The organism is Polaromonas sp. P4_F9 (assembly GCF_056401235.1).
Window position 1 is genome coordinate 12888 of the sequence record NZ_JBFUJT010000012.1, and the last position, 24251, is coordinate 37138.

Annotated in this window: 26 protein-coding genes and 4 pseudogenes; 10 read left to right on the top strand and 20 right to left on the bottom strand. The window is 58.1% G+C overall.

The genetic code is table 11. The annotated features are described in order from the left end of the window. Positions 1-174 precede the first annotated feature (174 nt). Entirely contained in the window at positions 175-447 is a 273-nt protein-coding gene (locus tag AC1DUB_RS12235) for a JAB domain-containing protein (RefSeq protein WP_477729709.1), read from the top strand. 169 nt (positions 448-616) lie between these two features. Here AC1DUB_RS12235 and AC1DUB_RS12240 read toward each other — a convergent pair whose 3' ends face one another. Further along, positions 617-931, bottom strand: a complete 315-nt coding sequence (locus AC1DUB_RS12240) for an NIPSNAP family protein (RefSeq protein WP_477729710.1) — start codon at positions 929-931, stop codon at positions 617-619. A gap of 9 nt (positions 932-940) precedes the next feature. Beyond that, entirely contained in the window at positions 941-1711 is a 771-nt protein-coding gene (locus AC1DUB_RS12245; protein WP_477729711.1) for an SDR family NAD(P)-dependent oxidoreductase, read from the bottom strand. 219 nt (positions 1712-1930) lie between these two features. On the opposite strand from AC1DUB_RS12245, the gene AC1DUB_RS12250 reads away from it, so the two are divergent. The 4 genes from AC1DUB_RS12250 (at position 1931) to AC1DUB_RS12265 (ending at position 5402) form a co-directional block, all read left to right on the top strand. Beyond that, positions 1931-2551, top strand: a complete 621-nt coding sequence (locus AC1DUB_RS12250; protein WP_477729712.1) for a TetR/AcrR family transcriptional regulator — start codon at positions 1931-1933, stop codon at positions 2549-2551. Between the two features lie 699 nt (positions 2552-3250). Then, entirely contained in the window at positions 3251-4225 is a 975-nt protein-coding gene (locus tag AC1DUB_RS12255) for a Bug family tripartite tricarboxylate transporter substrate binding protein (RefSeq protein ID WP_477729713.1), read from the top strand. Between the two features lie 13 nt (positions 4226-4238). Then, positions 4239-5012 (top strand): SDR family NAD(P)-dependent oxidoreductase, encoded by a 774-nt coding sequence (locus AC1DUB_RS12260; RefSeq protein ID WP_477729714.1) that lies wholly within the window; start codon positions 4239-4241, stop codon positions 5010-5012. A gap of 216 nt (positions 5013-5228) precedes the next feature. After that, positions 5229-5402 carry a hypothetical protein gene (locus AC1DUB_RS12265; protein ID WP_477729715.1) on the top strand — a complete coding sequence of 58 codons (174 nt, stop codon included), beginning with the start codon at positions 5229-5231 and terminating at the stop codon, positions 5400-5402. Between the two features lie 64 nt (positions 5403-5466). Here the strand turns inward: AC1DUB_RS12265 and AC1DUB_RS12270 are convergent, their stop codons facing one another. The 4 genes from AC1DUB_RS12270 to AC1DUB_RS12285 form a co-directional block, all read right to left on the bottom strand. Beyond that, on the bottom strand, positions 5467-6138 hold the full coding sequence (locus AC1DUB_RS12270; protein ID WP_477729716.1) for a hypothetical protein: 672 nt from the start codon (positions 6136-6138) through the stop codon (positions 5467-5469). Beyond that, positions 6131-6589, bottom strand: coding sequence for a hypothetical protein (locus AC1DUB_RS12275; RefSeq protein WP_477729717.1), 459 nt, complete (start codon positions 6587-6589; stop codon positions 6131-6133). The genes AC1DUB_RS12270 and AC1DUB_RS12275 overlap by 8 nt, the downstream gene beginning before the upstream one ends. A gap of 405 nt (positions 6590-6994) precedes the next feature. After that, positions 6995-8179: a helix-turn-helix domain-containing protein gene (locus tag AC1DUB_RS12280; RefSeq protein WP_477729718.1), complete on the bottom strand. Its 1185-nt coding sequence runs from the start codon at positions 8177-8179 to the stop codon at positions 6995-6997. Next, the gene (locus tag AC1DUB_RS12285; RefSeq protein WP_477729719.1) at positions 8176-8775 is read right to left on the bottom strand and encodes a hypothetical protein; all 600 of its coding nucleotides are present in this window, start codon (positions 8773-8775) and stop codon (positions 8176-8178) included. The genes AC1DUB_RS12280 and AC1DUB_RS12285 overlap by 4 nt, the downstream gene beginning before the upstream one ends. A 142-nt stretch (positions 8776-8917) precedes the next feature. On the opposite strand from AC1DUB_RS12285, the gene AC1DUB_RS12290 reads away from it, so the two are divergent. Both AC1DUB_RS12290 and AC1DUB_RS12295 read left to right on the top strand, forming a co-directional pair. Next, positions 8918-9511, top strand: a complete 594-nt coding sequence (locus AC1DUB_RS12290) for a DUF6088 family protein (protein WP_477729720.1) — start codon at positions 8918-8920, stop codon at positions 9509-9511. Further along, a complete protein-coding gene (locus AC1DUB_RS12295; protein WP_477729721.1) occupies positions 9504-10529 on the top strand; it encodes a nucleotidyl transferase AbiEii/AbiGii toxin family protein in 1026 nt (341 codons plus the stop codon). The genes AC1DUB_RS12290 and AC1DUB_RS12295 overlap by 8 nt, the downstream gene beginning before the upstream one ends. 63 nt (positions 10530-10592) lie before the next feature. Here the strand turns inward: AC1DUB_RS12295 and AC1DUB_RS12300 are convergent, their stop codons facing one another. Together AC1DUB_RS12300 and yjjJ are read right to left on the bottom strand one after the other, a co-directional pair. Further along, complete coding sequence (locus AC1DUB_RS12300) at positions 10593-10826, bottom strand: hypothetical protein (RefSeq protein ID WP_477729722.1); 234 nt, start codon at positions 10824-10826, stop codon at positions 10593-10595. Between the two features lie 19 nt (positions 10827-10845). Further along, the gene (yjjJ, locus tag AC1DUB_RS12305) at positions 10846-12261 is read right to left on the bottom strand and encodes a type II toxin-antitoxin system HipA family toxin YjjJ (RefSeq protein ID WP_477729723.1); all 1416 of its coding nucleotides are present in this window, start codon (positions 12259-12261) and stop codon (positions 10846-10848) included. A gap of 67 nt (positions 12262-12328) precedes the next feature. On the opposite strand from yjjJ, the pseudogene AC1DUB_RS12310 reads away from it, so the two are divergent. Further along, positions 12329-12481 (top strand): annotated as a pseudogene (locus AC1DUB_RS12310) (transposase domain-containing protein); the annotation flags it as partial. Between the two features lie 64 nt (positions 12482-12545). Here AC1DUB_RS12310 and AC1DUB_RS12315 read toward each other — a convergent pair. The 6 genes and pseudogenes from AC1DUB_RS12315 to AC1DUB_RS12340 all read right to left on the bottom strand — a co-directional run bounded on the left by AC1DUB_RS12315 (position 12546) and on the right by AC1DUB_RS12340 (position 17653). Beyond that, on the bottom strand, positions 12546-13556 hold the full coding sequence (locus AC1DUB_RS12315; protein ID WP_477729724.1) for a GSU2403 family nucleotidyltransferase fold protein: 1011 nt from the start codon (positions 13554-13556) through the stop codon (positions 12546-12548). A gap of 120 nt (positions 13557-13676) precedes the next feature. After that, a complete protein-coding gene (locus AC1DUB_RS12320; RefSeq protein ID WP_477729725.1) occupies positions 13677-14006 on the bottom strand; it encodes an RloB family protein in 330 nt (109 codons plus the stop codon). Between the two features lie 172 nt (positions 14007-14178). Continuing rightward, positions 14179-15396, bottom strand: a complete 1218-nt coding sequence (locus tag AC1DUB_RS12325; RefSeq protein WP_477729726.1) for a type II toxin-antitoxin system HipA family toxin — start codon at positions 15394-15396, stop codon at positions 14179-14181. Then, a complete protein-coding gene (locus tag AC1DUB_RS12330) occupies positions 15393-15722 on the bottom strand; it encodes a helix-turn-helix domain-containing protein (protein WP_477729727.1) in 330 nt (109 codons plus the stop codon). Before AC1DUB_RS12330 ends, AC1DUB_RS12325 begins: the two co-directional genes overlap by 4 nt. Positions 15723-15989: 267 nt before the next feature. Continuing rightward, positions 15990-16873 (bottom strand): annotated as a pseudogene (locus AC1DUB_RS12335) (nucleotidyl transferase AbiEii/AbiGii toxin family protein). Between the two features lie 21 nt (positions 16874-16894). Continuing rightward, on the bottom strand, positions 16895-17653 hold the full coding sequence (locus tag AC1DUB_RS12340) for a type IV toxin-antitoxin system AbiEi family antitoxin domain-containing protein (RefSeq protein ID WP_477729728.1): 759 nt from the start codon (positions 17651-17653) through the stop codon (positions 16895-16897). A gap of 540 nt (positions 17654-18193) precedes the next feature. Between AC1DUB_RS12340 and AC1DUB_RS12345 the strand changes: the two genes are divergently transcribed. Then, complete coding sequence (locus tag AC1DUB_RS12345) at positions 18194-19804, top strand: Fic family protein (protein WP_477729729.1); 1611 nt, start codon at positions 18194-18196, stop codon at positions 19802-19804. Positions 19805-20489: 685 nt separating this feature from the next. Here AC1DUB_RS12345 and AC1DUB_RS12350 read toward each other — a convergent pair. From AC1DUB_RS12350 to AC1DUB_RS12360, 3 genes and pseudogenes are all read right to left on the bottom strand, one after another. Further along, positions 20490-20588, bottom strand: a pseudogene (locus AC1DUB_RS12350) (integrase); the annotation flags it as partial. Between the two features lie 133 nt (positions 20589-20721). Beyond that, positions 20722-21360: a hypothetical protein gene (locus AC1DUB_RS12355; RefSeq protein WP_477729730.1), complete on the bottom strand. Its 639-nt coding sequence runs from the start codon at positions 21358-21360 to the stop codon at positions 20722-20724. 13 nt (positions 21361-21373) lie between these two features. Next, positions 21374-21679 carry a hypothetical protein gene (locus AC1DUB_RS12360; protein ID WP_477729731.1) on the bottom strand — a complete coding sequence of 102 codons (306 nt, stop codon included), beginning with the start codon at positions 21677-21679 and terminating at the stop codon, positions 21374-21376. 266 nt (positions 21680-21945) lie between these two features. Between AC1DUB_RS12360 and AC1DUB_RS12365 the strand changes: the two are divergent. Continuing rightward, positions 21946-22062: pseudogene (locus AC1DUB_RS12365) on the top strand (integrase core domain-containing protein); the annotation flags it as partial. Between the two features lie 17 nt (positions 22063-22079). Here the strand turns inward: AC1DUB_RS12365 and AC1DUB_RS12370 are convergent. Genes AC1DUB_RS12370 through AC1DUB_RS12380 form a run of 3 tightly spaced genes read right to left on the bottom strand, consistent with a single transcriptional unit; the run spans position 22080 to position 24150 of the window. After that, the gene (locus AC1DUB_RS12370) at positions 22080-22184 is read right to left on the bottom strand and encodes a DUF1173 family protein (protein ID WP_477729732.1); all 105 of its coding nucleotides are present in this window, start codon (positions 22182-22184) and stop codon (positions 22080-22082) included. Between the two features lie 23 nt (positions 22185-22207). Next, entirely contained in the window at positions 22208-22882 is a 675-nt protein-coding gene (locus AC1DUB_RS12375; RefSeq protein ID WP_011482501.1) for an RloB family protein, read from the bottom strand. After that, a complete protein-coding gene (locus tag AC1DUB_RS12380; protein ID WP_011482500.1) occupies positions 22882-24150 on the bottom strand; it encodes an AAA family ATPase in 1269 nt (422 codons plus the stop codon). The genes AC1DUB_RS12375 and AC1DUB_RS12380 overlap by 1 nt, the downstream gene beginning before the upstream one ends. Positions 24151-24251: the final 101 nt, after the last annotated feature.

Here is a 24251-nt window from a genome sequence, read left to right on the forward strand (position 1 = left end):
CAACGGAACGGACGGGGGGAGGTCTTGCTGTTCCCTTCAACGTCCCACGCTGTTCTCGCTTCTCGCTATCAAGGTCTGCGCGCCCTGGCAGCCGTCTGCGAACCCTGACATCTGCGCTGCAGCGTGCTGGGGCCGGTCTCGGGCAATACCGCCCGCTACAGACCGGATCAGACCATGTCGCAGCTTTCTCTTTCCATCGAATCTTCCCTTCTCGTTCGCGATATCGCGGGTGCGTACCGTCCAGCGAACGCCGACGAGGTGCTGCAGGCCGCGCAGCGGCTGCTTGGGGCCCACCTGCGCGGGCGCGAGGTGCTGACGTCGCCGCAGGCGGTGCGGGACTTCCTGCGGGTCAAGCTGGGTGCGCTGGAGCATGATGTGTTCACTGTGCTGATGCTCGATGCGCAGAACCGCCTGATCGAATACGTCGAGCCTCCCATACCAGGGTGATCAATCGCTAGCGCACGCCGCTCACGACCGAACAAAGGCATGCAGTCCGCCCAAAACTTGCCCAATGCAGCAAGCCCAGGAATGAGGAAAAGCGCCTCGCCGGCACTATTTTCCAGGGACGCTAACCAAGATTCCTTGGCGACTTCCGATAGTGGCACTACCTGAATACTCATTGAATTGGCGAAAATGTGGTGGGTCTCAGAATGCGCGTGTGTTGTGTATCTACAAGACCCACAACCGCCTCGAGATAGTTTTGCCATGCGGGATCGGCCATCATGCGATCCCTCGCTTCCAACCGGTGATCCAGGCTTTCGTAGCCCCACAGAGCCACTACATGATTTAGTTCGCCAAGCTCGGTCGTGAAGTACCCAATGAACTTTCCCAAATGGGCTTTTTGAAGCTCCAATCCATGGACTTGATAGGCTCGAACGAACTGATGTAGGTGTCCCGCTTTGATCCGATAGTCTCGCTCTTCAATTAACATTACTTATCCTTAGTGCATCCACAAGCCACCGGTCACATTTAGGGCCTGCCCTGTCATGTAGTCAGATTCGCTTGAAGCTAAAAACGCGACAATCTTCGCGATGTCATTGGGTAAGCCTACGCGCCCCAATGGGATCTGGCCGGCTCGTTGGGCAGACGTTGGACGGCCGAGGCGGATCGCCGCACGGTCAGTTTCCTCACGCATGGCGGTTTCCACGATAGTGCCCGGACACACAGAGTTCACGTTCACGTTGTATTCCGCCATTTCCATCGCCATTGACTGCGTCAAACCTATGACTGCGAATTTCGAAGAACAGTAGGCACCGTAACTGTGCTTTCCGATCTTTCCGTACCACGATGAGATGTTGACGATCTTGCCGGAGCGGCGCTCCATCATCTGGGGCCCCACAGCTTTGCAGCCATGAAATACGCCGTTCACATTCACTCGGAACGTGTTGTTAAATTGCTCTAGGGTGGTTTCGACAATGGTTCCCATTGGATTGATTCCGGCGTTGTTCACCAGGATGTCTATGCCTCCGTAGCTCTTGGTTCCATGGTCGACGGCGGCGACGACCTGATCGTAGTCACCGACATCACATTGCACAGCATCCGCCGCACCTCCTGCTGCGCGGATACTGGCTGCAGTTTCCCTTGCCAATTTCAGGTTGATGTCGGCGATTAAGACGGACGCCCCGTCCGCCGCCAAGCGCTGTGCGATGGCTCGTCCGATACCGATTCCACCCCCCGACACCAAGGCGGTCTTGCCAGTTAGCTTCTTCATGTGATTGACTTCCTTTCATTTTGAATTTGTCCTTTTTTTATTATAAAACTTACTTGCAGGTAAGCAAGTATAATTTGATTATTTCAAGATGGGGTTAGACTTGGAGCGTTCGCTATGCACCCTATATCTCCCACAGCCCAACGTGCAAGCCCGCGAAGAGCGCGCAAACAGTCTGAATCGCGCGGGAATCCAGAAATGGGCGCTCAGGACCAGTTGGACATGAAGCAGCGGATCATTGCGCTTGCGCAAGACCTCATGGTCAAACATGGCGTCCGAGGAGTGAGCTTCGGCGATATCGCTGAGATCCTGAAGATCACTCGCGCGAACATTCACTATCACTTTGGCAGCAAGAATGCCTTGGTCGACGAGGTGATTCGCGAGTATGTCCTTAGAACCCAGGGACGCTTTTCTTCGGTATGGATCGACGAGCACCTGAGTTTGGCCGAGAAGCTTGAGCGCACAATCCAGATCAATCGCGAGCGATACTTGCAGTTCAACGAATCCGGAACCGGCGGGAATGCGTGGAGTCTTTTTACCCGCATGCGCGCTGACGCTGATGCATTGGGGCCAATTGCCTTGGAACTCCTACGCAACTTTTCGGCCGAGTTGGACAGGGCAGTCCAACTCGGCCTGCAGCAAGCCATTGATGCAGAAACGCTCGGCCCCAATACACCGATATCTGCCGTTGGACTGCAGTTCGTGAACATTATGAGTTGCGCTGGATTAACGACTCAAGACGGTTTGAGCTTCGACCGCTTAGATCGGCTTTATCGAACGTGTTTGGAAATGACAATGGCCGCGTACGGAAGTAGGCGGCCAAGCAAGCGACCGGTTATTTAACTAGTCCAAAATACTTCGGTAGCGCAAGCGTCAGTTCGGGGATGAAGGCCAACAATAGAATGCAGGCTAACAAACCCGAAAAGTATTTCATTACGGGCTTCACCTCCGCAGCGCTCTCAGCTCCACGCTTGGTCGCCTTGCCCGCGCGCTTCCCACCGTCGCGTTCCGCCCAATCCGACCTACTTAGGCCCCGCTTCCATCGTCCCCCCGCGTCTTCAAACGAAAAGACGGCTTCGTGATAGCCATTGCCTGGTCCTGGATCTTGAGCGGAAGTAGTAGTGCGCTAGTGCGAAGAGCACCAGACGGAAGTCTGTGTGCAGGGCACTCACCCTCCCAAATTTTACGCAACTGACTTTCATGTAACCAAGTCGGTTCTGAGCGGTTGTGTAGTGGCTCGGACTCGAGCCGAAGAATCAGGGGCGGAACATTTGCGCCGTCTGGTCCTCGTTCGCTTGGCGCTCAGACACACTGCTGAGCCTGGCGACCATTTCCAGACTGCTGCGCTGACGCGGCACCGCAGATTCAACAGAGCTGGCCGTCCTGGAGAACAACTGGTGCCGTCAGCCCTGCATTTACGCATCCTCCCATGAAAAGAAAACTTCGATCATCCAACTTGCTTACCTGCACGTAAGTAAGTAGAATAATGCTAAGCGGTCGCCCACCGGGAGTCCGCCTCTTCCCAACAAACCAGGAGTTGCCATGTCCAACGCTTTTCTTGCTGGCTGCCACCGCAGTGCCCGGATCGCCACAGTTGCGGCCTTAGCCGTTTGCAGTATCTGGGCTCAAGCCGAGAGCTATCCGGCACAACGGATCGAGTTGGTAGTTCCTTACCCGCCAGGGGGCGGTACGGATGCTATTGCTCGGACGGCCGCTGAGTCGATTTCGAAGATTTTCCCCCAGCCGGTAGTCGTCATCAACAAACCTGGTGCCAGCGGAAGTATCGGTCTGGCGGACGTGGCCAACGGCAAGGCGGATGGGTACAAGCTCGCCATGATGACGCCAGAGGTGACCTATCTGCCCAGTCTGAACATCGGCAAAGTCTCCAACGATAACTTCGTTGCCTTAGCTCAATTCACGCAAGATCCCGCCTCTGTCACCGTGCGGGCCGATGCTCCCTGGAAAACCATCGAAGAATTTTTGGCGCACGCAAAAAAGGAGCCCGAGAGCATCCGTATTGCCAACTCAGGCCACGGCGCCATGTGGCACCTTGCGGCGACAGCACTGGAAGAAAAGGCTAAGGTCAAGTTCCTGCACGTACCCTACCAGGGATCGGCCCCCGCGTTTATGGCGCTGCTCTCCGGTCAAGTCGAAGCAACGACAGTAGCTCCGGGCGAGATGGCTACACACATAGCCGCAGGCAAGTTGAAGGTGCTGGCCGTGATGTCGCCAAAGCGTATCACGGGGTTTGAAGGCGTGCCGACGCTTGTTGAGCGCGGCGTTGACCTCAATGTCAGCGTCTTCCGAGGCATTGCAGCTCCCAAGGATACCCCTGAGCCTGTCGTTAAAGCATTGCGGGAAGCGCTAAAGAAGGCCAGCGAAGACCCGGCGCTTCGTGCGCGTATCGCTGGTCAATCGATGAATTTCAGCTACGCGGACGGCCCAGAGTTCGCCGCGTCGATGCAGAAGTCGGCAGCGCTATTCAGGCCCATCGTTAGCCGTATGAAGCTCAACTAACTCGTACACCACCATGAATCTCGATCTACAGGGGAAAACGGCTGTCATCACTGGAGCCGGTATCGGAATCGGCCGTGGTATCGCTTTGGAACTGGCGGCACACGGAGCAAACATCCTGGCCGTCGACTGGAATCAGGACACAGCCGAGGAGACAGCTCGCCTGGTTGCCGAGTTGGGCCGGCGATGCGAGGTCGTGCAAGCCGATGTAGCTAACTTTGAGCAAGTCAGTGCGGCAATCACGAAGGGAATCCACGTCTTCGGCGCGATTGACATCCTGGTAAACAACGCAGGAATCAGTCCGATGGGTACGCTGGTAGAGACCGATCTTGAGACCTTTGACAGAGTCATGCGTGTCAATGTCAATGGTGTGTTCCACGGCTGCAAGGCTGTAGGGCCCCACATGATGGAAAGGCGATCTGGAAAGATCATCAATATCGCCTCTTGGTTCGGAAAGATCGGAAGACTTAGCTACGGCGCGTACTCCGCGTCCAAGTTTGCAGTGATCGGGCTGACCCAAACACTTGCCATGGAGATGGCAGCTCATAAAGTGAACGTCAACTCCGTTTGCCCGGGGACCATCGTTGAAACGGCGATGCGCGAGGAGACAGATCGGGAAGCGGTGCGGTTGGGCAGATTGACGGCGAAGGAGCGGGAGTCTCAGATTCCGTTGGGGCGTGTTGGTTTGCCGAAAGACGTTGCCAAAGTCGTACTGTTCCTGGCCACCGAAGGATCTGACTACATGACCGGGCAATCCCTGAACGTCACGGGAGGCCTCTGGCTCCACTAGGACCACGAGGCGTAGCATAGGTCGACTGCATTCAGGGTTACCACTCGTGGAATACTGAATGAGTCCAATCAGCCGAAATTCATTCCGCGCGAGCACCCAGCTTCAGCGCTGAAAACTTTGTCGCTCATGCCGTGGACAGGTGGCTCCCGGCTGCCAGACCTTGTGGAGACCGGAGTCTGCTCTCTGGCGCGGGATAATGATTCCGGAATCGTTGGCTTGACCTATTTCGATGGCTCGGTGGCGTTTCTTGATCCCGCCCTACGCAGTTATGTCAAAACATTTTCCCTGCGCGAAGGTGCAAGGCGTGCGCGCATCATTTCACTGTCCAAAGGTGCCTTCCTCTGCCAAGACGGCTCGACGGGCCGCATTTTCAGCATCGTTAGGACTTGAGCCATCCGCACGAAGACTCCGCATCTACTTGAATGGAACACTGGCCGTGTAGACGCCGACAGTGTCAATCGGAGTTGAGTACTTGTGCACAGAGTGGCTGGACGATGCAAGGTAAAGGGGTGACGCGGGGTATGCTGGAACGAAATCCACGAGCCATGGTGCCAGGGAACTGGCGAGATCGCAAAGAATTGCCGACTCGCGTCGCAGGCCAAGTGCCTCGCGCATGCACTCCGCTCGGTGGAAAGTGCTTGCAGCTGACGCCGAGCCTCAGCTGTCGAAATGAGGGGTAATGGCTAGCGGCCGCGAGCGACGAGAAAATTCCAATGTCTATCTCGTGCTTGTCAGCGCCCTCAGGTGGCGATTTCGAGCCGTCCCGCTCCCAGCTCAGGGTTGTGAACTGCACAGAGACCCATGCCTCGTTTACCGGCGCCCCGGGTGCGTCCGTCAGTTCGAACCAAGAGTATTTCACCTTGTCTGCGGAACACGGCGAGCCCGCGAAATTCATCTCCCCATTGACCGCGTTCTTCAGGACAACCTGTCCATACGTTGGCGCGGCTGCGTAGGTGGAGAGGATGTCAGCCAGCACCACGATTTCGAAGAGACGCGCCGTGGACTTGTTCGCTTTAAAACTTAAGGCCGGAGCGGCGCTTGCCAACGACAAGAGATTCGCAACTTGGTTGTTCTTGTAGGTGCTGGCAGCGCTGGTCTTGTCAATTTCTTTCGGTTTCTTAGCCACGGTTATCTCCTTCCGGCGGAAATTTTCTTCCTCTTGACCACTCGCGCGAGGCGACTCTATCCCGAAAGAGCTTCAAGGTTACTTCTTCCTTGTCGTCAAATTTTCTGCGAACACCGAGCGCATCTCTGAGCGAAGAGCTATCTTGTGAATCGTCGAGAAATCGAACGTTCTGAATATCCGAGTGGGTCGCCTTCCGGATTTTTTGCAAGGCTACATCGAGCACTTCTTGATCCGGCGAATCCGCAATCAACAGAAGGAGCGATACAGCCGATTCGTATTTTCGCTCGCGGCTTCTCCGCAGCGCCTCGCCCTCGAGGCGCTCGTCGTCCTGCGCTGCGATGATCTCGGCAATGCGGTCAAAGACCACTTTATTGCGCTGCAGGCGACGCTTTCGGCAGAAGCCGAGTATCTGGGCTAGTGAGCCCTCAAGTTCCTCGTCTGAAATGTTCATGCCACAAGGGGATGTTTTATGATGAAGTCAATGGCATCATCGACGCTTTCGGTGATGTGGACATAGTCGAAGAAATCTTTTTCAGTGGCCAGTTTCTTGAGCACCGGGTACCTTCATACCAAGGACAGTGCTCGGTCGGGCCATCGTGTGCAAACCATCGATTCTGCCACCCTCGAATGTGCCGGGACAAATACAGAGGTCCGCGGCAGATGGCACATTGGAATCGCATCGCGGTGCCGCCGCGGCGTCGCTCAAGCCGCGCGGCCATAGCTTCCCTGCGGAGCCCGGTGAATTCGGCCTCGCGTAACTCCAGCAAGGCCTTCGAAGCTATCAGCTCCCCGGTCTCACTGTCGATCGCCAGCTTGATCGTCTGCTGACGCTTCGGTGACGAGGACTCGCCCATGCTCAGCGTGGGCGGGCATTCGGCCAGTTCAGCACAGTGGCTCCTGGCGTGACTTCAACGAGGTCGGTTGACTCGGCCGGGCGCTCGGCCTTTGACACCGAACCGGTCCAGTTCACGACGTTGCCGGTTGCCTGGGCTTGTGGCGGTTCAAGAAGCGCCTGCAGCAATTTGGGCTGCACGCGCATCTCTCTGGCCACTGCGGATTGCGGCACGCCAAAGTGTTCTCGCATGACCTTCAAGCTCTCGGCGATAACTTCGGGTTCTTCATTGACCATGAGATGGTCTTCCGATTCCTTAACGGCTTCGCCATGGCGATTGAGGCCTACGTAGCCAGCCCGCGCCTGGTCATCCGAGAACACCCCTAGTTGCCGCCCTCGAAAGAGGATGGCTGCCTTGGACATCCCCCAGCGAAGCTTGAGTTCAGAGAGGCCAGTCCAGTTCAGCCGCGTGCCGCGCAAGGCGATCCGACATTCAGTGGCGAAGGTGCTGCGCGGCAACAGCAGTGCACTGGCGAAGCGGTTAGCCTGAGTCTCCGTCAGGCGGTCGCCAGTCAGCACACCGATGTGCAGCGAGAAATGGCCCAGCTCATGGGCTATTCCGAAGCGCTCACGGCAAGCGGATCGGCCATCGCCGTTCAGCGCAATCACGGGTCGCTTGGTAGCGAAGGAGACGGCGTCGATTTCAGGCGCGAGGCCGTGCACCTTCAAAACCACGGCGCCGGCGTTTTCTGCGATGCGGGTAACGTTGCTCAATGGCCCAAGGCCCAGTCCGAACAGCGACCGAAACCGTTCGGCCGCATGCTCGATCATTTCGGGAGTTTCGGGGTCCGCTTCGCACACTTGGAAGCGTGGCAGCTCGACGTGCTCATCCAGCACACCTACCAAGCGTTTCAGGATTTCACCACGGGCCCGCGCCACTTGGCGTAGAGCGACCTTGGTCGTCAGCTGGCGCCTGAAATGGCACTGCTCATCGACGATGGGATTCGGATCGATGCGGTAGAAGAAGTCAGGCAGCACCGCCAAGGCATCGGCCAACCCAGCTTCTAGAGCGCCGGATACGACTTCCGCGCCGGTCTCGACCCGGCTGAGGAATTGTTTGGAGACGCCGACCTGCTCTCCCAGGTCTGTGAGTGACAGATCGTGAAAGAGGCGGATAAGTCGAAGGTTGGTTCCAACAAACTCGCTCATTGCACGGCTTCGGAGGCAGCGTCGCCTTCGTCGCGGCGCTTGGGTGCGACTTGGGGTTTGGCCACATGCACTGTAGGAGCTAGCGATTCCTGGGTCTCGATTCGGAGAACACGGAAGTTGTCGGATACCCAGCGGCATGCCACTTCCCCGCTGGGTGCGAAGCCCAGAAATTCGACGCGCGGCTCAGCCGACTCGTCGTGGCCGCGGTCGATAATGAAACAGAACCGGCCGGGCTCGCCAGGCGTGGTGAACTCCATAAAGTCAAACTGATAACGGTTGACCGTGAGGACTGCGTCTTTGGACGGGTTCGCAGGATCGTCGTTGCTAAACCGGCAGGGTACGCCCGACACGGTGAAAACCAGCGCGTTGCTGCTGTTGGTCAATGCCAGCCAAGAATGCCGTCCAGATAGAACTTCCGCGATGATCCGATTTTTCTGGCGCATGAATGTCGTACATCCCCGGCTGTATCCATTGTCCGTAGAACGGACGAGGTCATCCTCCGTGGCGTACAGCTCCTCCAGCAACCATTGCGCAACCAATTGAAGGCGGGCCGAGGTAAGGCCGGAATTGAACGTGGAGGGCAATGGCAGCGTCATTTTGTGCAGTTCCTTAATTTTGTCAACGCGATTTTGGTGCGAATTTCTTAAGTCGTCAACCTCTTTCGATTACATGCTGTCGAGACGGACTGTGCAAAATGTCAGAAACTCAGATAAAATTCTGATATCTGGAAGTACCACCATGTCCAAACTACCTGAAACCATCCTGTTGCATGCTCAGTCTTTGCCTGAGGGCGGCGTCCTGTCACCCAAGGAATTCCTGCATTTGGGGACTCGGGCGGCCGTGGATCAGGCACTTTCGCGCTTGACCAAGGAGGGTCGCCTGCTGCGCGTGGCGCGTGGTACTTATGTGACTCCGGTAACCACCCGGTTCGGCACCCGTGCGCCCTCCCCGGAAAAGGTCGTGCAGGCGTTGTCGACCCGTACCGGGGAAACCGTGACTCCGCATGGTGCGAGCGCGGCAAACGCGCTCGGGCTCACCCGCCAGGTTCCCATCCGGGAGGTTTACCTGACCTCTGGCCCTTCGCGCAAACTGCGGCTGGGGCGCTCCGAAGTCGCCGTCAACCATGCCCCGCGCTGGATGCTGGCCTTGGGAGGGTCGGCCGGGGCCGCCGTGCGGGCCCTGGCCTGGATGGGCCCGTCTCATGTCAGCGAGTCGCTGGCCACCTTGCGACGCACGCTGCCGTCTTCGGAGTGGCAAGCGCTGGCCGGGGCGCGCGCAGGTTTGCCTTCATGGATGGCACGGGCGATTGGTGAAGAGGCCGTCCGTGGCTGAACGCTTCATTGCGTTGAGCCCAGATGACCAGCGCGAAGTGCTGGAGCAGGTTCGTCAGACGACCGGCCGGCCCACCCATCTGCTGGAAAAGGACGTGTGGGTGGTGTGGGCGTTGGGCGCCTTATTCGAATCGCCCCTGGCCGCCGACCTGACGTTCAAAGGCGGTACCTCGTTGTCCAAGGCCTACAAGATCATTGAGAGATTCTCAGAGGACATCGACCTCACCTATGACATCCGCAAGCTGATCGGCGACTTGACGGGCAATGACGGCTCCCTGCCGACAAGCCGGAGCCAGGCAAGCAAGTGGACAAAGGCCGTGCGTGATCGGCTTCCCGGGTGGATTGCCGAATCGGTGCGGCCCATCCTCGCGGCGGCATTGGAGCGGGACGGGCTTAAAGCGACCTTGGAGATCGGAGGAGAGGAAAAAAACCAGCTTCTTTTGAGCTATCCACCGATCAACCAAGGCACAGGTTATGTTGCCCCAGTCGTTTTGCTGGAATTTGGTGGGCGAGCAACCGGCGAACCGCATGGCATCCTTCCGGTAACCTGCGACATGGCGGGCCAGATCGATGGCGTCCAATTTCCAGAGGCGTCACCGATGGTGATGAGCGTGGCTCGGACATTTTGGGAGAAGGCCACCGCGGCGCACGTGTACTGCGCCCAAGGACGCATACGTGGCGAACGGTATGCGCGACATTGGCATGACTTGGCGGCAATTGCGCGCAGTGGGTATTACGAGGGGACAGTKACGGACCGGGCAGTGGCGCAGGCCGTCGCCGAGCATAAGACGTGTTTTTTTAGTGAGAAGAATGTCGCCGGCGAAATCATCGATTATTTTGCCGCCACGAATGGGCAGTTAAAGCTAGTTCCCGAGGGGGCGGCAAAAGATGCGCTGGCCGATGACTACAAAAATATGGTGGCTGATGAAGTCATGGTGGGAAATGCCCTGCCCTTTGATGCCTTGATGCAGGCGTGTGCCGACATTGAAGCTCGCGCCAACGACACGGGTTCGGTCTGACTGAAAAATCCGACAGATCAAGGAGGACCTGTTTCTCCATCACCCCAAACCTCGCAGCGCTTTTCACAGTTTGAGGTCGCCAGTGCGCGGCGTAGCGAATTCAGCCGGCTCCAGACCGACGGGGAACGCGACGATATACAGGATTGTGGCCCCCATGGGCTTGGCCTCAGCATCGCTACCAAATTTAAATTTCACTTGCCGCTCCGCGCGGCACAAGGAAACCCCGAGTTTTCGCAGGTTGTCGATGTAAACCTGCAGTGCATCGTAGATTTCAAATTTGCTGGACTCGTTGTACATCTCGGCGCAGTCCCGGGACTCAGCCGTACAAGGCCTTGCGAACCTTGCTCGCGTTTTGGCTACAAATTGCTCTGAAGTTCTTGCTGATTCGCGCGTCGCCGCTTGCTGTTGCCCAGAAGTGCTCCGCCGCATGGGCGGCCGTGAGCCAGGCGTCTTTCTCGGCGGGCAGGGGCAGAGGGGGCACAAACTCCTTTACCGGCAACTCCACGCCGCGCACCGGGGCGTACCCCATGGGCAGCATGTCGTATACCGGGGCCGGTTGAAGCCCGGGCCTGAACGACAGGTTGCCGTCGTGCATGTCTGTGTTGGCAATGAGCTGCCCGAACAACCAAAGTCGTTGCAGGGCGGCCAGGCATTCGGTGTCGATGAGCCCTTGCCTGAGCAGGGCGGCGCCGCCCTCCGGCCAAGGCTTGCCGGCAAACCCAAACAGAGCTGCGTTCAAGGCTGACCAAGAGCAAACGGGCGAGCGCCCGAGCCTGCCATGGCGGTCAAACCGCTCCACCTCCAGGAAAGTTCGCCCGCCCGCCCGATGGATGCGGCTGACCGCGGCCTCAAGACCCAGGTGCTCGGCCACGGCGCACAGGGCCAAGTGTTCGCAGACCAGCAGGTCGGACCAGCGTACAGTTCCGGGCGCCTCATCGGAGCCCGAAAACTTGACGATGACGTGGATCGGCTTGCCCGCCACCTCGCGAAACGCGGTGAACTTCGGGAACTCTCCTCCTGCCGAGGAACCCGCAGTCCCGTGAGTCATAGCCTCTTCGGCCTTGAGCAGGTAGGCAGGCACAACTTGGCTCAATTCCAGGGGAAGTGCGTTCTGTTGAGAATGGGCCAGCCACTGGCGCAATGCCGGCTCTCCCAGGACGTAGTTGCCTGGCGTGTCACTGCCTAACAACGTCAGCGCATGCAGCGTATCGTCCTCCGACCAAACCTTGGGGTCCGCGCTGACTTGGAGCAAGTCGGCGTGACGTCGAGCAAAGTGCCGCCCCAAGAATCCTTGTGGGCGCATATCGTCCAGAAAGTAAGGCAGGCCTTCAAACCAGCCGTCCCGCATGTCTTCATCCAACGGCCAGTCAAGCGACTCAAGAAAGTCAAGCGCACACCCTGCCGGATAGACCGGATACAGCATCGCAACTTCGTGGGCCTGGCCGTCCTGGTCAATGCGGTAGAGCGGCAGCGCCTGCAAACTGCCGCGCAGCGCACGGCGGGCAGCGTATGCTGTCCTGCGCGCCCGCCCGCGAGCAACTACCTGCGAGCCAAGCTCACGAACTGCGCGCATGAGCGTCGCGCGACTGATGCCAAGCCGCTCAAGCAGTTGCTTGGCGGGCAGCTTGTGCCAGGTTTGTAGTGTTCGGAGCAGGTCCTCGGAAGTCGTCATGAAACGATTTTCAAGTAGATTAAAAAAAAATTTGTGAATGATAATTTCGCCAATAGTCATTGTAATTTGAAACGATTATTGAAACGATAAATTAAAACCTCAACACTTTTCATTCGAGGGGCACGTCGGCTTGGACTCGACCCCCGAGGCGTACTTGCGCCATGTGTTGCAGCGCATCGGTGAGCATCCGGTCAACCGGGTGGCTCAATTGTTGCCATGGAATGTGGCGGCCCAAATCCAGCGACAGCCAGACAATGACAACCAGCAGCCGCCCGCCTGACCTCTCCATCGCCTTTGCCTTGAAGGGTGTCCACCTGCGGTGCACACCAGCACGCCACTAAGCCTCATGGCGCTGGACTTGTACCCGACTCGTTGGGCACCTGCTCCGGCTCTGGCGCCGGGGCAGTGGTCGGGACTTGCGTCTGCAGCAGACCCTCCTTCAAGAGCGCTTCCACGATATCGGCCTGGCGCACATCGCGTCGCCGCTTTAGCTCTGGCCTTTTCTGCGCGTTGTCAGCCATCCAGCGTTTGAAGCTCACGAACACAGCGGGGTCAATGGTTCGCATAAGCGCCATGCGCCCCGTCGCGGAGATGRCCAGATGCTCAAACAGGGGCGTACTTGTCAGCACCGCAGCGCGCTCGGCTTGCACGGGCCACAAGTCCTCCTCGTCGTCCGTGAAACGAAACGGGTGGGGGTCACCCTCTGCGACCTGGCGGCGCAGGAAGTCCACCTCGAACCCCTTATCGTCAATCGCTGTTTCGGCCTGCCCCTCCTTGCGCCGAAAGCTCGGTTCGGCCTTTTGCAACACCTCGAGCATCGACTTGTCGAGCTTGTCCATGGTGGTGACAAAGCTCACGCGCCGCCCGGCATCCCAAAGCAGGTCGATATCCTGCGTTGCCAGCGCTCCCTGCACGATGCGAACGCCAGCAGCCGTCTCATAGGCGTACAGAGCGTGGGTACCAACCACCCTGAAATGTTCACCCAGACCCGCACCCTCAAGAGCCTGCAATACGGCAACGACTTTGGACGGCACACGACCCGCCTTCAGCGCCTTGTTCAATCGCTCGGCCTCTTTCAGGGCGCCTTGCAGTGACTTCAGTCGCGCCTCTATCTCGGTCTTGCGCTCGGTGAAATCCTTGAAAATCGCCTCCGTCTTGGCGGAGCGTGGGTCGATGCGCTTTTGACGGTTGTCGGGCAGGGTTTTGACGAGGTACTCATATTCCCCCTGCCGCTTCCAGTACATGCCGCCCACGTAGGCCCGCGCCGCCCTCTCAACGCGGCGCCACTCCTCGAAGATGGTGGAGGCGTCGATGACTTGTCGGGCTGCGTTGTCTGAAAGCGGTAGATAGTCCATTGGCCGTATAAATATTATTTTTGTATTTTGTACGGCCAATTCAATAAAATCAACAAGTTATATGAATTTTTACACCATCGATACGTCACCAACGACGTAAGTGGGGCCCCACACAGACGCTCATCGCAACGCCCCAGCGTGACCATACCGAAGCACATCCACTACGCGATCGAAGGCGCACGCCTCGATGCCGCGGGCAAGATCGCCATTTAGGAAGAGGTCCTCAGCGTATTCAACAATCTGAGAGGGCTCGGTGCCGCTCGCGCCCTGGCACACCTGTACGTTGGCTGTCGAGAGACGTAGCTCGTCCCGAATATCGTTCAGGTATTGCGGTTCTGTCTTCTCCCCTTCACAGACGATAAGGATCCGCTCGTACGGCTGGCGGACTGCGGCGCGACGTCTAAGGTTGCGAGCCGCTTGCCGATGCTTCGGTTGGTTGTCCTTACCCATGCTGAGCCCGCGTTCCGTACGGGCTCAGGCCGCAGTCGAAGGGCCAGACTTAGGGCTGGGGCGGGACGCCTTGGCCGGCATGCGCTGCAGGAAGTTTGGGAATTTCTTGAAGAACGGCACCGCGCCATAACGGCCAGTCAGATATCCTTCGTATAGATCGAGGACTAGCCTCCTAGTCCTCGAGCCACACGAAGGATGGAGTCGGCAGGAGGTCGCGCGCGTGTCCGCACCCGGCCAGCTCATTGCCCCACCCGGTGGAAATTTTTTGCATGGTCTGCTCGAGGTAATGAAGGGCCTCGGCTTTCTCGTAGCCGAAGTTGTCGCAGTTCTTCAGCAGGTTCACGGTGGTCGCGGCGGAGTCCCCCTCGCGGGTAATGGCCATCGCAAGTGTTCCTGAAAACGTGATGTAGGGGGCGATGTCAAAGGCGTCAGCCAGGCCCCAGCGCCCGTCCCGGTAAACCAGGCCGTGGTTGCGGGGGTGGTCGTCACCGTTTCCGCAGAGAGCATTGAAGGCCATGCGCCGCCACAGCTCGCGTTGCATTTCTCGGGTATCCACGTCCCCCAGGCCGCACCAGCGCTGGATTTCGTGCGAAAAACCCACGTAGGAGCGCTGCCGCTCGCCGCGTGTCTGAGTGTCCAGGCGCAGGACGGTATGCGCGCTAGCGTAGAGACTGCGGAACACGTTGCCCATCGCGTCCCTGTGCCGGTCAAAGCGCCTGACGAGCAGAATTTCGCGCTCACCTTGCTGCACAAACTCCACCTCGGCGGCCGTGATGCCGCATTGGGCGGCCAGACGCATTGCAACGAATTCTCGCAGCGGGGCATGGGGCGGGTCGCCGCGGTCCTGGAGCTTGGCAATCCACAGTTGCCCTTTGTGCAACACCGTTAGTTTGGGGCGCTCCCCGCCCAGGCTGGTGCCGTGCATCCCCTTCACCTCCCGCGCAGCCTGGCTGCTGGCGCGCTCGGGCGGCAGTTTCGCGATGGCGGCCAGCAACTGCTCTGAAGTAGGCGCGCTAAACGCCAGCTTGGACTCAATGTCATCGCACACCTCAATAGCCCCCACGGAGTCGCCTTCCGAAAGCTCCAGGCGGAGCATGGGGTCGGCCAAGGTGGTGCCACGCAACTGCTCAAGCAGCGCCAGGCCGAAGCCCTCAGGGCTCGCGTCGCGGATAACGCCAAATAGACCCCCTTGACGGGTCTCCTTGGCGCCGCGAACGCGCCGGGTGAACGGCAAGCTGAATGGGTCAAGTGACAGCGCGTCTTCACGTGCCCGGTAGGATGCGTCGTAGTGAAAAGTCCCCACACCTACCTGCAGGGAGAATGTGCCGCAATGCACCGGTTGCGCCTGGCCGGGTAGCCACACCCAAACCGGCTTTTCTGTGGCGCTCATCGCGTGCCTGCGCCGCGCACGCGGTGGGGAAGCTGGGCCTCCAGCAGTGCGACGTCCCCGGCTTCTCGTCCGAGGAGGCCAACCTGGTCCGCAAAGCCGCTCAAGAGGTCAAGGGCCCACAAAACTTGGAGCCAGTACCCGAGCTGGACACTGGACGTCCCTTTCTCCATAGCCAACAGGGTGTTGGTGCTGATTCCGGCCTTTGCCGCCAAATCAGGCTGAGTCAGGCCGCGCGCTTTCCGGGCTACACGAACGCGGCCGGCGAGCGCGCGCAACACATCCTCCGCTTCAAACGGAAGTCGACTGGTGGAAGAAGAAACTCTCATATGCTGTGACTTAACCAAGATAAATCGCAAGTTATTGTGATTATAGACACTCCCTAAACCTTGTAAATCAGAAGTGACCTCGGGCGGGGTTATGCGCAACCAGCGGGTTGGGTGAGTGCAAACTCAAAGACCTGAGAACCGATGAACACCAGCGCTTCCGGCCGGTTCGAATCAACCGGTACTGGATGCGGTGCACCGGGGAAATGCGGCCGTCAAAGGGGAACCTCGATCAGCCTGCCATGGTCTTCGCTTCGACTACACACGGCATCACGCCAACAGGGCCTCCAGAGCAGCTGCCTGCTTTTCAAAGTCCGCTGGCCGACGCTGGCGGAAGGTCTGCAAGTTGCCCACTTTCCAGCGCAATGCCGGTAACTCGGAGGCCTGCGGACATTGGAGCAAAGTCCAGTCAGGCTGTGCACGGGCCAGATCAATCAGGAACTGCTTGTGCTGTCCCGTCAGCCGTCGCGGAAGTTCCTCGCGCAGCCTGGTACGGGTTTCCAGCAGGACGTCAAGACTGACTGGCTCGGTGGTCATGCCCACGAAATTCTGGTGGTATTCATGGGCGATGTCTTTTTCATTGCCGAACAGCACTTCGTGGGTGGGCCGGTTATGCCCAGCCAAGTAGGTCACAAAGCATTCCACAGCCGCGTCCGACAAGCCGCCAGACTCGAACATCTTCAACACGCCGAAAAAGTCGCGCGGATGCTGGCGGTCCATGGCCGCGACCAGTTTGCTCCCATACAGCTCCGCAGGTGCCAGGACTGGCAGTTCCAGCGCCACGCTGAACAGGCCGGCTGTCTTCGGCTCAAAGGATGGCGCTCGACCGGAAGCACCGTGCCACGAAAAACCACGTTGACTTCAACCTTGACCTGGGCCTCGGCGTTTTCGATCAGTAGTTTGGTGTCGCCGAGATCCCTGGAGTTGACCTTGCGTGTGGCGAGACCCAATCGGCCCAGCCGATCGGCAATGGCGTCAAGCTCATCGCTAATGGCTTTCAAGGCCTGCTCGCGCGGAGTTCGCCACGGCGTGTAGACGACGTCGATATCGACCGAGAGTCGCGGCATGTCCTGCACGAACAGGTTGATGGCGGTACCGCCCTTCATGGCGAAGATGTCGTTAGCGAACACATCGGGTGCTGCTGTCAGCAGCAGGCGGACCGTATCGGCGTAGCTTTATCCATGAGGTTTGAGACTCAACAGGTTGCCGTCTTTCATGCGGGTGATCCATCGTTTGTCGCTGCCGACGGGCAGCGTGTACTGCTTTTGCAGGGCTTCCACGTCGACAACGTTGGTTTCGCGTGCCCAGGTCTGGAACAGGCGGACGGTTTTGACGCTGGTGCAGGACTGCAACAGCTCGCCCAAAACATTTTTGCGCAGGTTGCGAAGACCATCGAACAGGTTACGCGCCTCCTCCAGTCCCTGATGCGTGCCTACCTCGTAAAGCAGTTCGAGGACGGCGCGCTCCGGGACCGATACGCGCAAGCCATCCGTTACGCCGGGCGGCGTGGTCAGACTGTTGTCGGCAAGTGTGCTGTCCGGCCAGTTGAACAGCCTGGCCGACACGTAACGCGATGGAAATCGGGAGGTGAACCACGCCGGTAGCGCGAAGCGCACATCACCCCACAGCACCAAAGCCTCGCGCGTCGCGAGGTTGTGGCGCACGCCCTGAAGCGTCAGTGCGCTCCTGCCTGCCACATGCAGGCCAACGACACGGGTTTGCAGGAGCTTGATCGCGCCATGCGCGCTCAGGGTGTCACCGGCAAACGCATAAACGCCCTGGCCCAACCGGTCCAGCCAGCCGCTTTCAGCGTAGTGGGCCGCGAGTTGGGCAGACACACCGATACGCTCCAGAGTGGCCAGATCGAACGGCATCCCGCGCGGCAGACTGGTCTGGAGCTTCTTGATTAGAGCGTGTCGTCGTGTTCTATCCATATGCTAAAAATAGCACAATTTCTAATCACCCTCAAAAAATGTGATTGAATTAATCATATTTTTTATTTTCTTGTACTACTTTCAAGACATTATCCAATCAAAAATCACCGCATTGACTCTCAACAAAGACGGGCTAACCAGTGTCCGTAATGTCCACTGCTCTTATGCGAAGTTCGATCCAAAGATTGGACAACCAGACCCCGATGGCTAAGACCCCGTCAGCCGCCCTCCTCCAAGCGTGAACGCGGTAGCTTTGTTTTCAGCGCCGCCCGCATATTTCACGCTACCCCCTGTACGGTCTGATTTGCCTGCGCGCAGCTGGCGCAGCAGCCCAGAGTCCTGGGCGTTTCCCGTCCAAACTCCGCGACTTTTTTCAATGAATCCCACCACCCCTGCTTATTGTCATACGCATCCAGTGGACAATAAATTGATTTTGAACAAAAATGGCAATAAATAACCATTTTTTTACAGCCGCAATTCACTACACCTCACCAAACGTCACCGGTAATCATTTTTGAGCAAACCGGAGTCGGCACCTCAATGACATCCTTCGACAACACACTCCCCTCCGATCCGATCGGGGCTGCTTGGCTGGCCAGGGAGTTCGATATCCTGCCCATGGGCCGATTCCCTGTCCTGAGTCAAGTTGGCAGCCGACGTGCGAGCCAGGTCGAAGATGGATTCCGAGTTGAAACGTATCCGGAGGTTATGCGTCCCGGGGCGGACCCTGCGTCGCACCTGCAGTTTCACCTGCGTCATGAGGTGATGCACCTGGAGTTCCTCGCCCGCGTTTTCCCGAAGACTGGGCCGGCTCCAGTACAGGGTTGGATCATCGCAGAGCCTACCGGGCAGTACGCTCGACGCGCCGCTTTTCTCTACGAGTGGCTCACAGGGGAGCAACTGCAGGTCCCCGAGCGACTGGGGGGCAACTACGTTGACGCGATCGACGGCGACGTGATGTTGGCCGCCTCCCCAGAGAAGATCGTCAAGGTTAGTCGGTGGCGGATCAACGACAACCTGCCGGGCTCTAGGTTTTTTTGCCCAACTGTCACGAAAACGGATGCATTGAACGCGGCCGCGGCGCTCGATGTCCGGGCGCTGTTCGAGGAGCTCACGAATGAGTTTGGCGAGGAACTGCTGCTGCGTGCGGCCGCATGGATGACCCTGCGCGAGAGCAGGGCCAGCTTCACCATCGAGGGTGAGGCTGACCGCGGAACCAGGATCCAGCGCTTCGCGGATGTCATGGCCCGCCGCACTGGCCAAGGGGAATTGCCCTTGACAGATGGCGCCCTGGCTGAGCTGCAGCGTGAAATCCTTGGACCGGTGACCACACTTACTCGCCTCGGCATTCGGCAATCACCTGTCTTCGTCGGAGAGACAGTCCGGTACCAAGAAGTGGTGCACTATGTCGCTCCGCCGGATTCAGACCTGCGAGACATGCTGGAAGGCCTGCGCGTCTTCCTAGACCGCACCCAAGGGCAGTCCTCTGTCCTGCGCAGCGCTGTGGCGGCCTTTGCCTTCGTCTACATCCACCCGATGGCCGATGGCAATGGGCGTGTGCATCGATTTCTGATCAATGACATCCTGCGCCGGGATGGCGTCATTCCGGAGCCTGTGATCTTGCCTGTGTCAGCCGTCATCACCGCCGACGCCGGCGAACGACGCTCCTATGACCAGGTACTCGACCAGGTGTCCCAGCCCTTGATGCAGTCCATCCGTGACCAGGTGGAATTTGCCAGGGTCCACACACCATACCCCGATGGAGTTGTCTCGAATTTCGTTTTCAATGCCCCGGATATGGCTCGGCCGATCTGGCGCTATCCCGATATGAGCCCGCACATCGTCTATATGTCCAAGGTGATCGCACGCACCATCTCTGAGCAGATGCGTGAGGAATCTAAATACCTGAGTGGACACCATCGTGCGCGGGAAGCGCTCAAGGAGGTCGTCGAGATGCCAGATCACCAGGCTGACCGGCTCCTGCGTTCCATGGAGCAGAACGAGGGCCGGTTGAGCAACGCGCTGGCCAAGGAAATGCCGGTGCTGACGCAACCTGGCATCTGGGAGGCTATCGCCGATGCGGTGAATCAGGCGTTCAAGGGCAATGAGCCGCTGGATAACAGTGTGACCAGCCGGTACAGGCCGAAGTAGATGCGCACGAAACCGGTGGCTGTCAAGTAAGTTGTCGCCTGAAGATTTTGACGTCGGTGACCTGATGCCGAAACTGATCAGCCACGTGCTGGAATTCCGACCCGCAGCCTCAAAGTACGCAGCTTAGCTGGCAATGCCTATTGGCCAACCAAATTCGCCAAGCGCAAAAACTCCAGTCGGGTTGTCTTTGCACTTTCTGGCGAAGTGCTGTCGCCAGTGCAAATCGCGAACAAGTAGATGCCAAAATCCTGCAGGCAAGTGAACGCGTCTGGCGAAAGGAACACCGTGCCCCCTGCTTCCTCAGTTACCCGCACAACGCGAACTTCGTCCAGTTCCAACTGGACCGCAAGATCCCGCAACTCCGAGATTTCCGACGCCTTGGCAGAGCGAGCCAAAACCTCGGACAGGCCTCGTTACCCATCGTAGTCGTCCCAGTTTACGACCGGGCGAGGCCCGTCCTCGATTAACAATGCATGAGCGGGGTTGCGCTCGATCAAACGCAGATCGTAAAACGATTTCATTCAAATATTCCATTCATTGTGTAGTTGCAGCTATGGATGTTCTCGCCGACCATTTTTTTGACCAGCCAGGCAAGCGTGTGCCGACTCAGAACTTTCCAAGCGTAACACTCGGAAAACTCTGGTTAGCCCAAAATCGGCACGGGTGCTCAAAAGTTAACTGGCAGCAACACCCAGATATCCTTGCGCTTGAACGGTGCCTTCTGGCCGACGACCTTGCCCTTGTTCAATGGCTCGCGATGAAAAGCGTTGGAAACGGATCCCATGATGGACTCCCATTAAGTTGAGGGACATCAACAATGCGCCGACGAGCAATCAATGTGCTTGCCATAGGTCAAAGCGGCACAGGGTCCAAAGATGAGCCGCCGCTGGTCGGTTGGTGCTTGATTGGCCACGCACTCACTTCGAACGCCAGTTTTCTGGCAAGGCTACCAAAGAGTGATTTCTAAGCAGCAGTGGATTGCCTGCGCGCAGCTGGCGCAGCAGCCCAGAGTCCTGGGCGTTTCGGTCTTCATGCATCACTTCACTAGCCCACTGAGCAAGCATTTCCTGTGACATCGACTCGCGGCTGATAGCATTACTTCGAAAAGCAGGTCGAATCATGCTCTGTCCCTGCTTGAAGCGGTAGAGCAAGCACAGCCAGTGCCCGCGCACGGAGCCATAACGCGTACGAACCACCTTCAGTGTTTGGGACTGGGCGACGTAATACATGGTCAGCACCATGGCGCGACGAGTTGCATCCTCGCTGGCGGTGGCCATCCCATCTGCTGCACGCAGCAGTTCGCGATGAGCGTAGCTGACGGCCGCATTCCGCCGGGTATGGGAGCCTTCCAGAATGTCCGCTGCCTGAATCAAGTCGTCAGGGGCGACCGCACAGGCTCCACTCCAGCCGGTGCTGGTGTCGAAGGCGTAGATATTGGCCGATAGATGCGCAAGGGCTGCACCGCCCTCGCCCCAACTTTTTGCCATGCTCACCGACCATCCCGGATTGCTGCCCACCAACAAGTTTGCCCAGAACTGATCTTCGTTTTTTTGCATGCAGTCCCTGGGATTACAGGTTGGTCTCGGGGCCGTTGATTTGACCGGAAATGCTGGCGCCAGGATGCATATCCCGATCAGCCTCGTACTGGATGCTGCCCTTCACTTTGCCCGTCCGGCTGAAGCTGTCGCTCAGAACGCGAATCTCGCGCTGGGCGCTGTTGATGACTTTCACCACCAGGGCTTCGGAGCCTTCATTGGGGGAAAACGCGACTTCGATGCTGCCAGCGACTGCAACCGTGGATGGCTTGCTGGAAAGTTCTTCACTGAATTTCTTGCCTTCGCTGTAGATGGCGTGCCCGGTGGCCTTTATCACCATGGGGTGAAGACAAACGCAAAGCTGTGGCTGCAGGCCAGCATCACCGCGGACACCATGGCTGCTTTGAAGAGGGAGGCGGTCGGGTCATATGGGGTTCTTGCCGGAATCGATGAAATGGGTAATGGGTTGAAACCAGCTTCACACGGATTGCGGGTTTGTCAATGGAAGGGTCTGACGGAATTCGTTCCGGTAGCCGACTGGCGGCCTGGATAAGTTCGTAGCGCGCGCGTCCCCAGTCATGTCCGGTATCCCAGTATTACTGGGCCAGCATTGAAGAGGTTCAGGAGCACGCCACGCAATGGATGTGGTCCTACAATCACGACCGCCCGGACATGGCCCTGGGCGGTTTCACCCCAAAGGAGCATCTGGACATGGCTGCATAAACCCTCTACTTCTGAGCTCAGTGGAAAACGGGTGGATTACCTTCCCAGTTCGGGTGCCAGCGCGTGAGGTTCGCTTCCGACCACAGCAGATGCAACAGACCGCGTAGCAATGCGCGCTGCAACGGCGGCGCTCACGGCTGCGATGTCAGCCACGAAGTGTTGTCAGCAACTTCACCAATTCGACAATGGCGGTGAATGGTTCGGGATCGGTGTGCGCTGTGAAGCGCACCGCCAACCTTTCTGCACGCTGGGTGGCGACGGACAAATGCTCACCGGTGATCTCGAATGTGTTGCCCGCACCTTTGTCATAGCCCGGAATGTGCAGCTTGAGGCGGCGCATCACTTCATCACGATGCAGAGGAGCATGAATGCCCTCAAAATGCAGCAACAGCCAGAGCTCAAAACTAGGCACGGAAGCAATTGCCTGAAAAGCAACCGGCTGCTTGGCATCGTTCCTGAGCTTGCCATCAAGCGAAGCAGCCAGCGCCAGAGCATCGTGATAGCTGTCATGGTCATCACGATCAAAAACGGCATAGACCTTTTCGAATGTGCGACGCTGAATGTTCTTGTGGCGGTCGCCATCTTCAAACAACGCTTGGGCGTACTGCACCACCTGAATAGGCGCAGTGCCCAATTCGCTGGACCGGACTTCCACGTTGGCAGTGTGCAAGCGATAGGCTGCACGGATCTCACGAAAGTAGTTTGGCTCGGTCTTGCTGCCTTCAGAAACGATCAGGATACGGTCGTAACTCGCGCGCCGTCCCTGCTTACGCTCAAGCTGCTTCTGTTGGCGCTCTTTGGGGGAGCTGTCGCGAGCCATCAGTGTTTCAGCCCCAGGGTGTGGTTGAGGAAAGGCACGCCGCCGTACCGTCCCATCAGGTAGCCGCGTTCCAGTGCCTCGTTCTTTCGCGGGCTGAATTCGGATAAGCTGACCAATGCCGAGGTCTGATCACGGTCTTTTTCTACGAACCACACTTGATCGCGTCGGAACAGATCTGGTGCGTCCAGCAGTGACGTGTCGTGAGTCGTGAATATCAGTTGCGCACCGCCGGTGTTGATCTCCGGGCGGTGGAACAGTCGCACCAGTTCCCGCACCAGCAAAGTGTGCAAACTGGTATCGAGTTCGTCGATGACCAGCGTCAGCCCTTTGCTGAGGATGTCTAGCACTGGCCCTGCAAGAAACAGCAGATTCCGCGTGCCGTTGGACTCGTCCATCAGATCAAAGACGGCTTTGCCTTGTTCGGTGACGTGGTGGAAGCGCAGCTTGTGTTCTTCCATTTCTTCCGACCGCACTTCGGTTTTACCGGCCACCAAGTCAAAATGAACGGCCTGCCCAGGGACTTTGCGTGTTTCCACATCAATGTCGGCGATGCTTATGTCGGCGGCAGAGAGGAAGTTGCAGATCTCCTTGCGGCCGTCAACCTGCTTGAGCATCTGGATAGACACCTGCGGACTGAGTTGGGCTTGCTCGTTGAAGATGACCAGCCGATTCACGAACCAGTCGAACACCGGGCGCAAGGCTTCGCTATTGAGTTGTACGGCCATCGACAAGAAGAGGGCGTTCGGTCGGGTAGCGCCTTCCCACAGGTTCTTGGGGCCTTTCAGACCGGGACCGAAATCGTAGACATCCTTGTCGGTGTCAGTGTCAAAATGGCGCGTAAACCAGCGCTGCGGCTTGAACGCCTTGTAAACCAACAAATGCTCGCTGACGATGCGCTGCGCAGTCATGGCAAATCCATATTGGTAGCGCACACCATCGAGCAGGAACGTGACCTCGAACTCGCTGGGCTGACTGGCGGAATCGACATCGAGTCGGAAGGGCTGAACTGCAAAGGCCTGACCGGGCTGGATCGCCGTCGCGGACTCGGTCACTACGCCGCGCATGTATTGCAGGGCTTTGATGAGATTGGACTTGCCGCTCGCGTTGGCACCGTAGACCACAGCACTGCGCACCAGGGTGGGTGCGGCACTGATGCCGGTCGCTTGGGTGTGGGTGTCCTGCAGGGTCTTGTCCTTGGACGCAACAAGACTAAGCACCTGCTCGTCGCGCAGGCTGCGGAAGTTCTTGACGCGGAACTCGACCAGCATTGCATTCACCTTAGTTGTCTAAAATATAGTCTCATTATGACTTAAAAGAGCAAAAAATAAATATATTGCTGCATCCAATGGTTGTTTGAGTGATGCAGGTT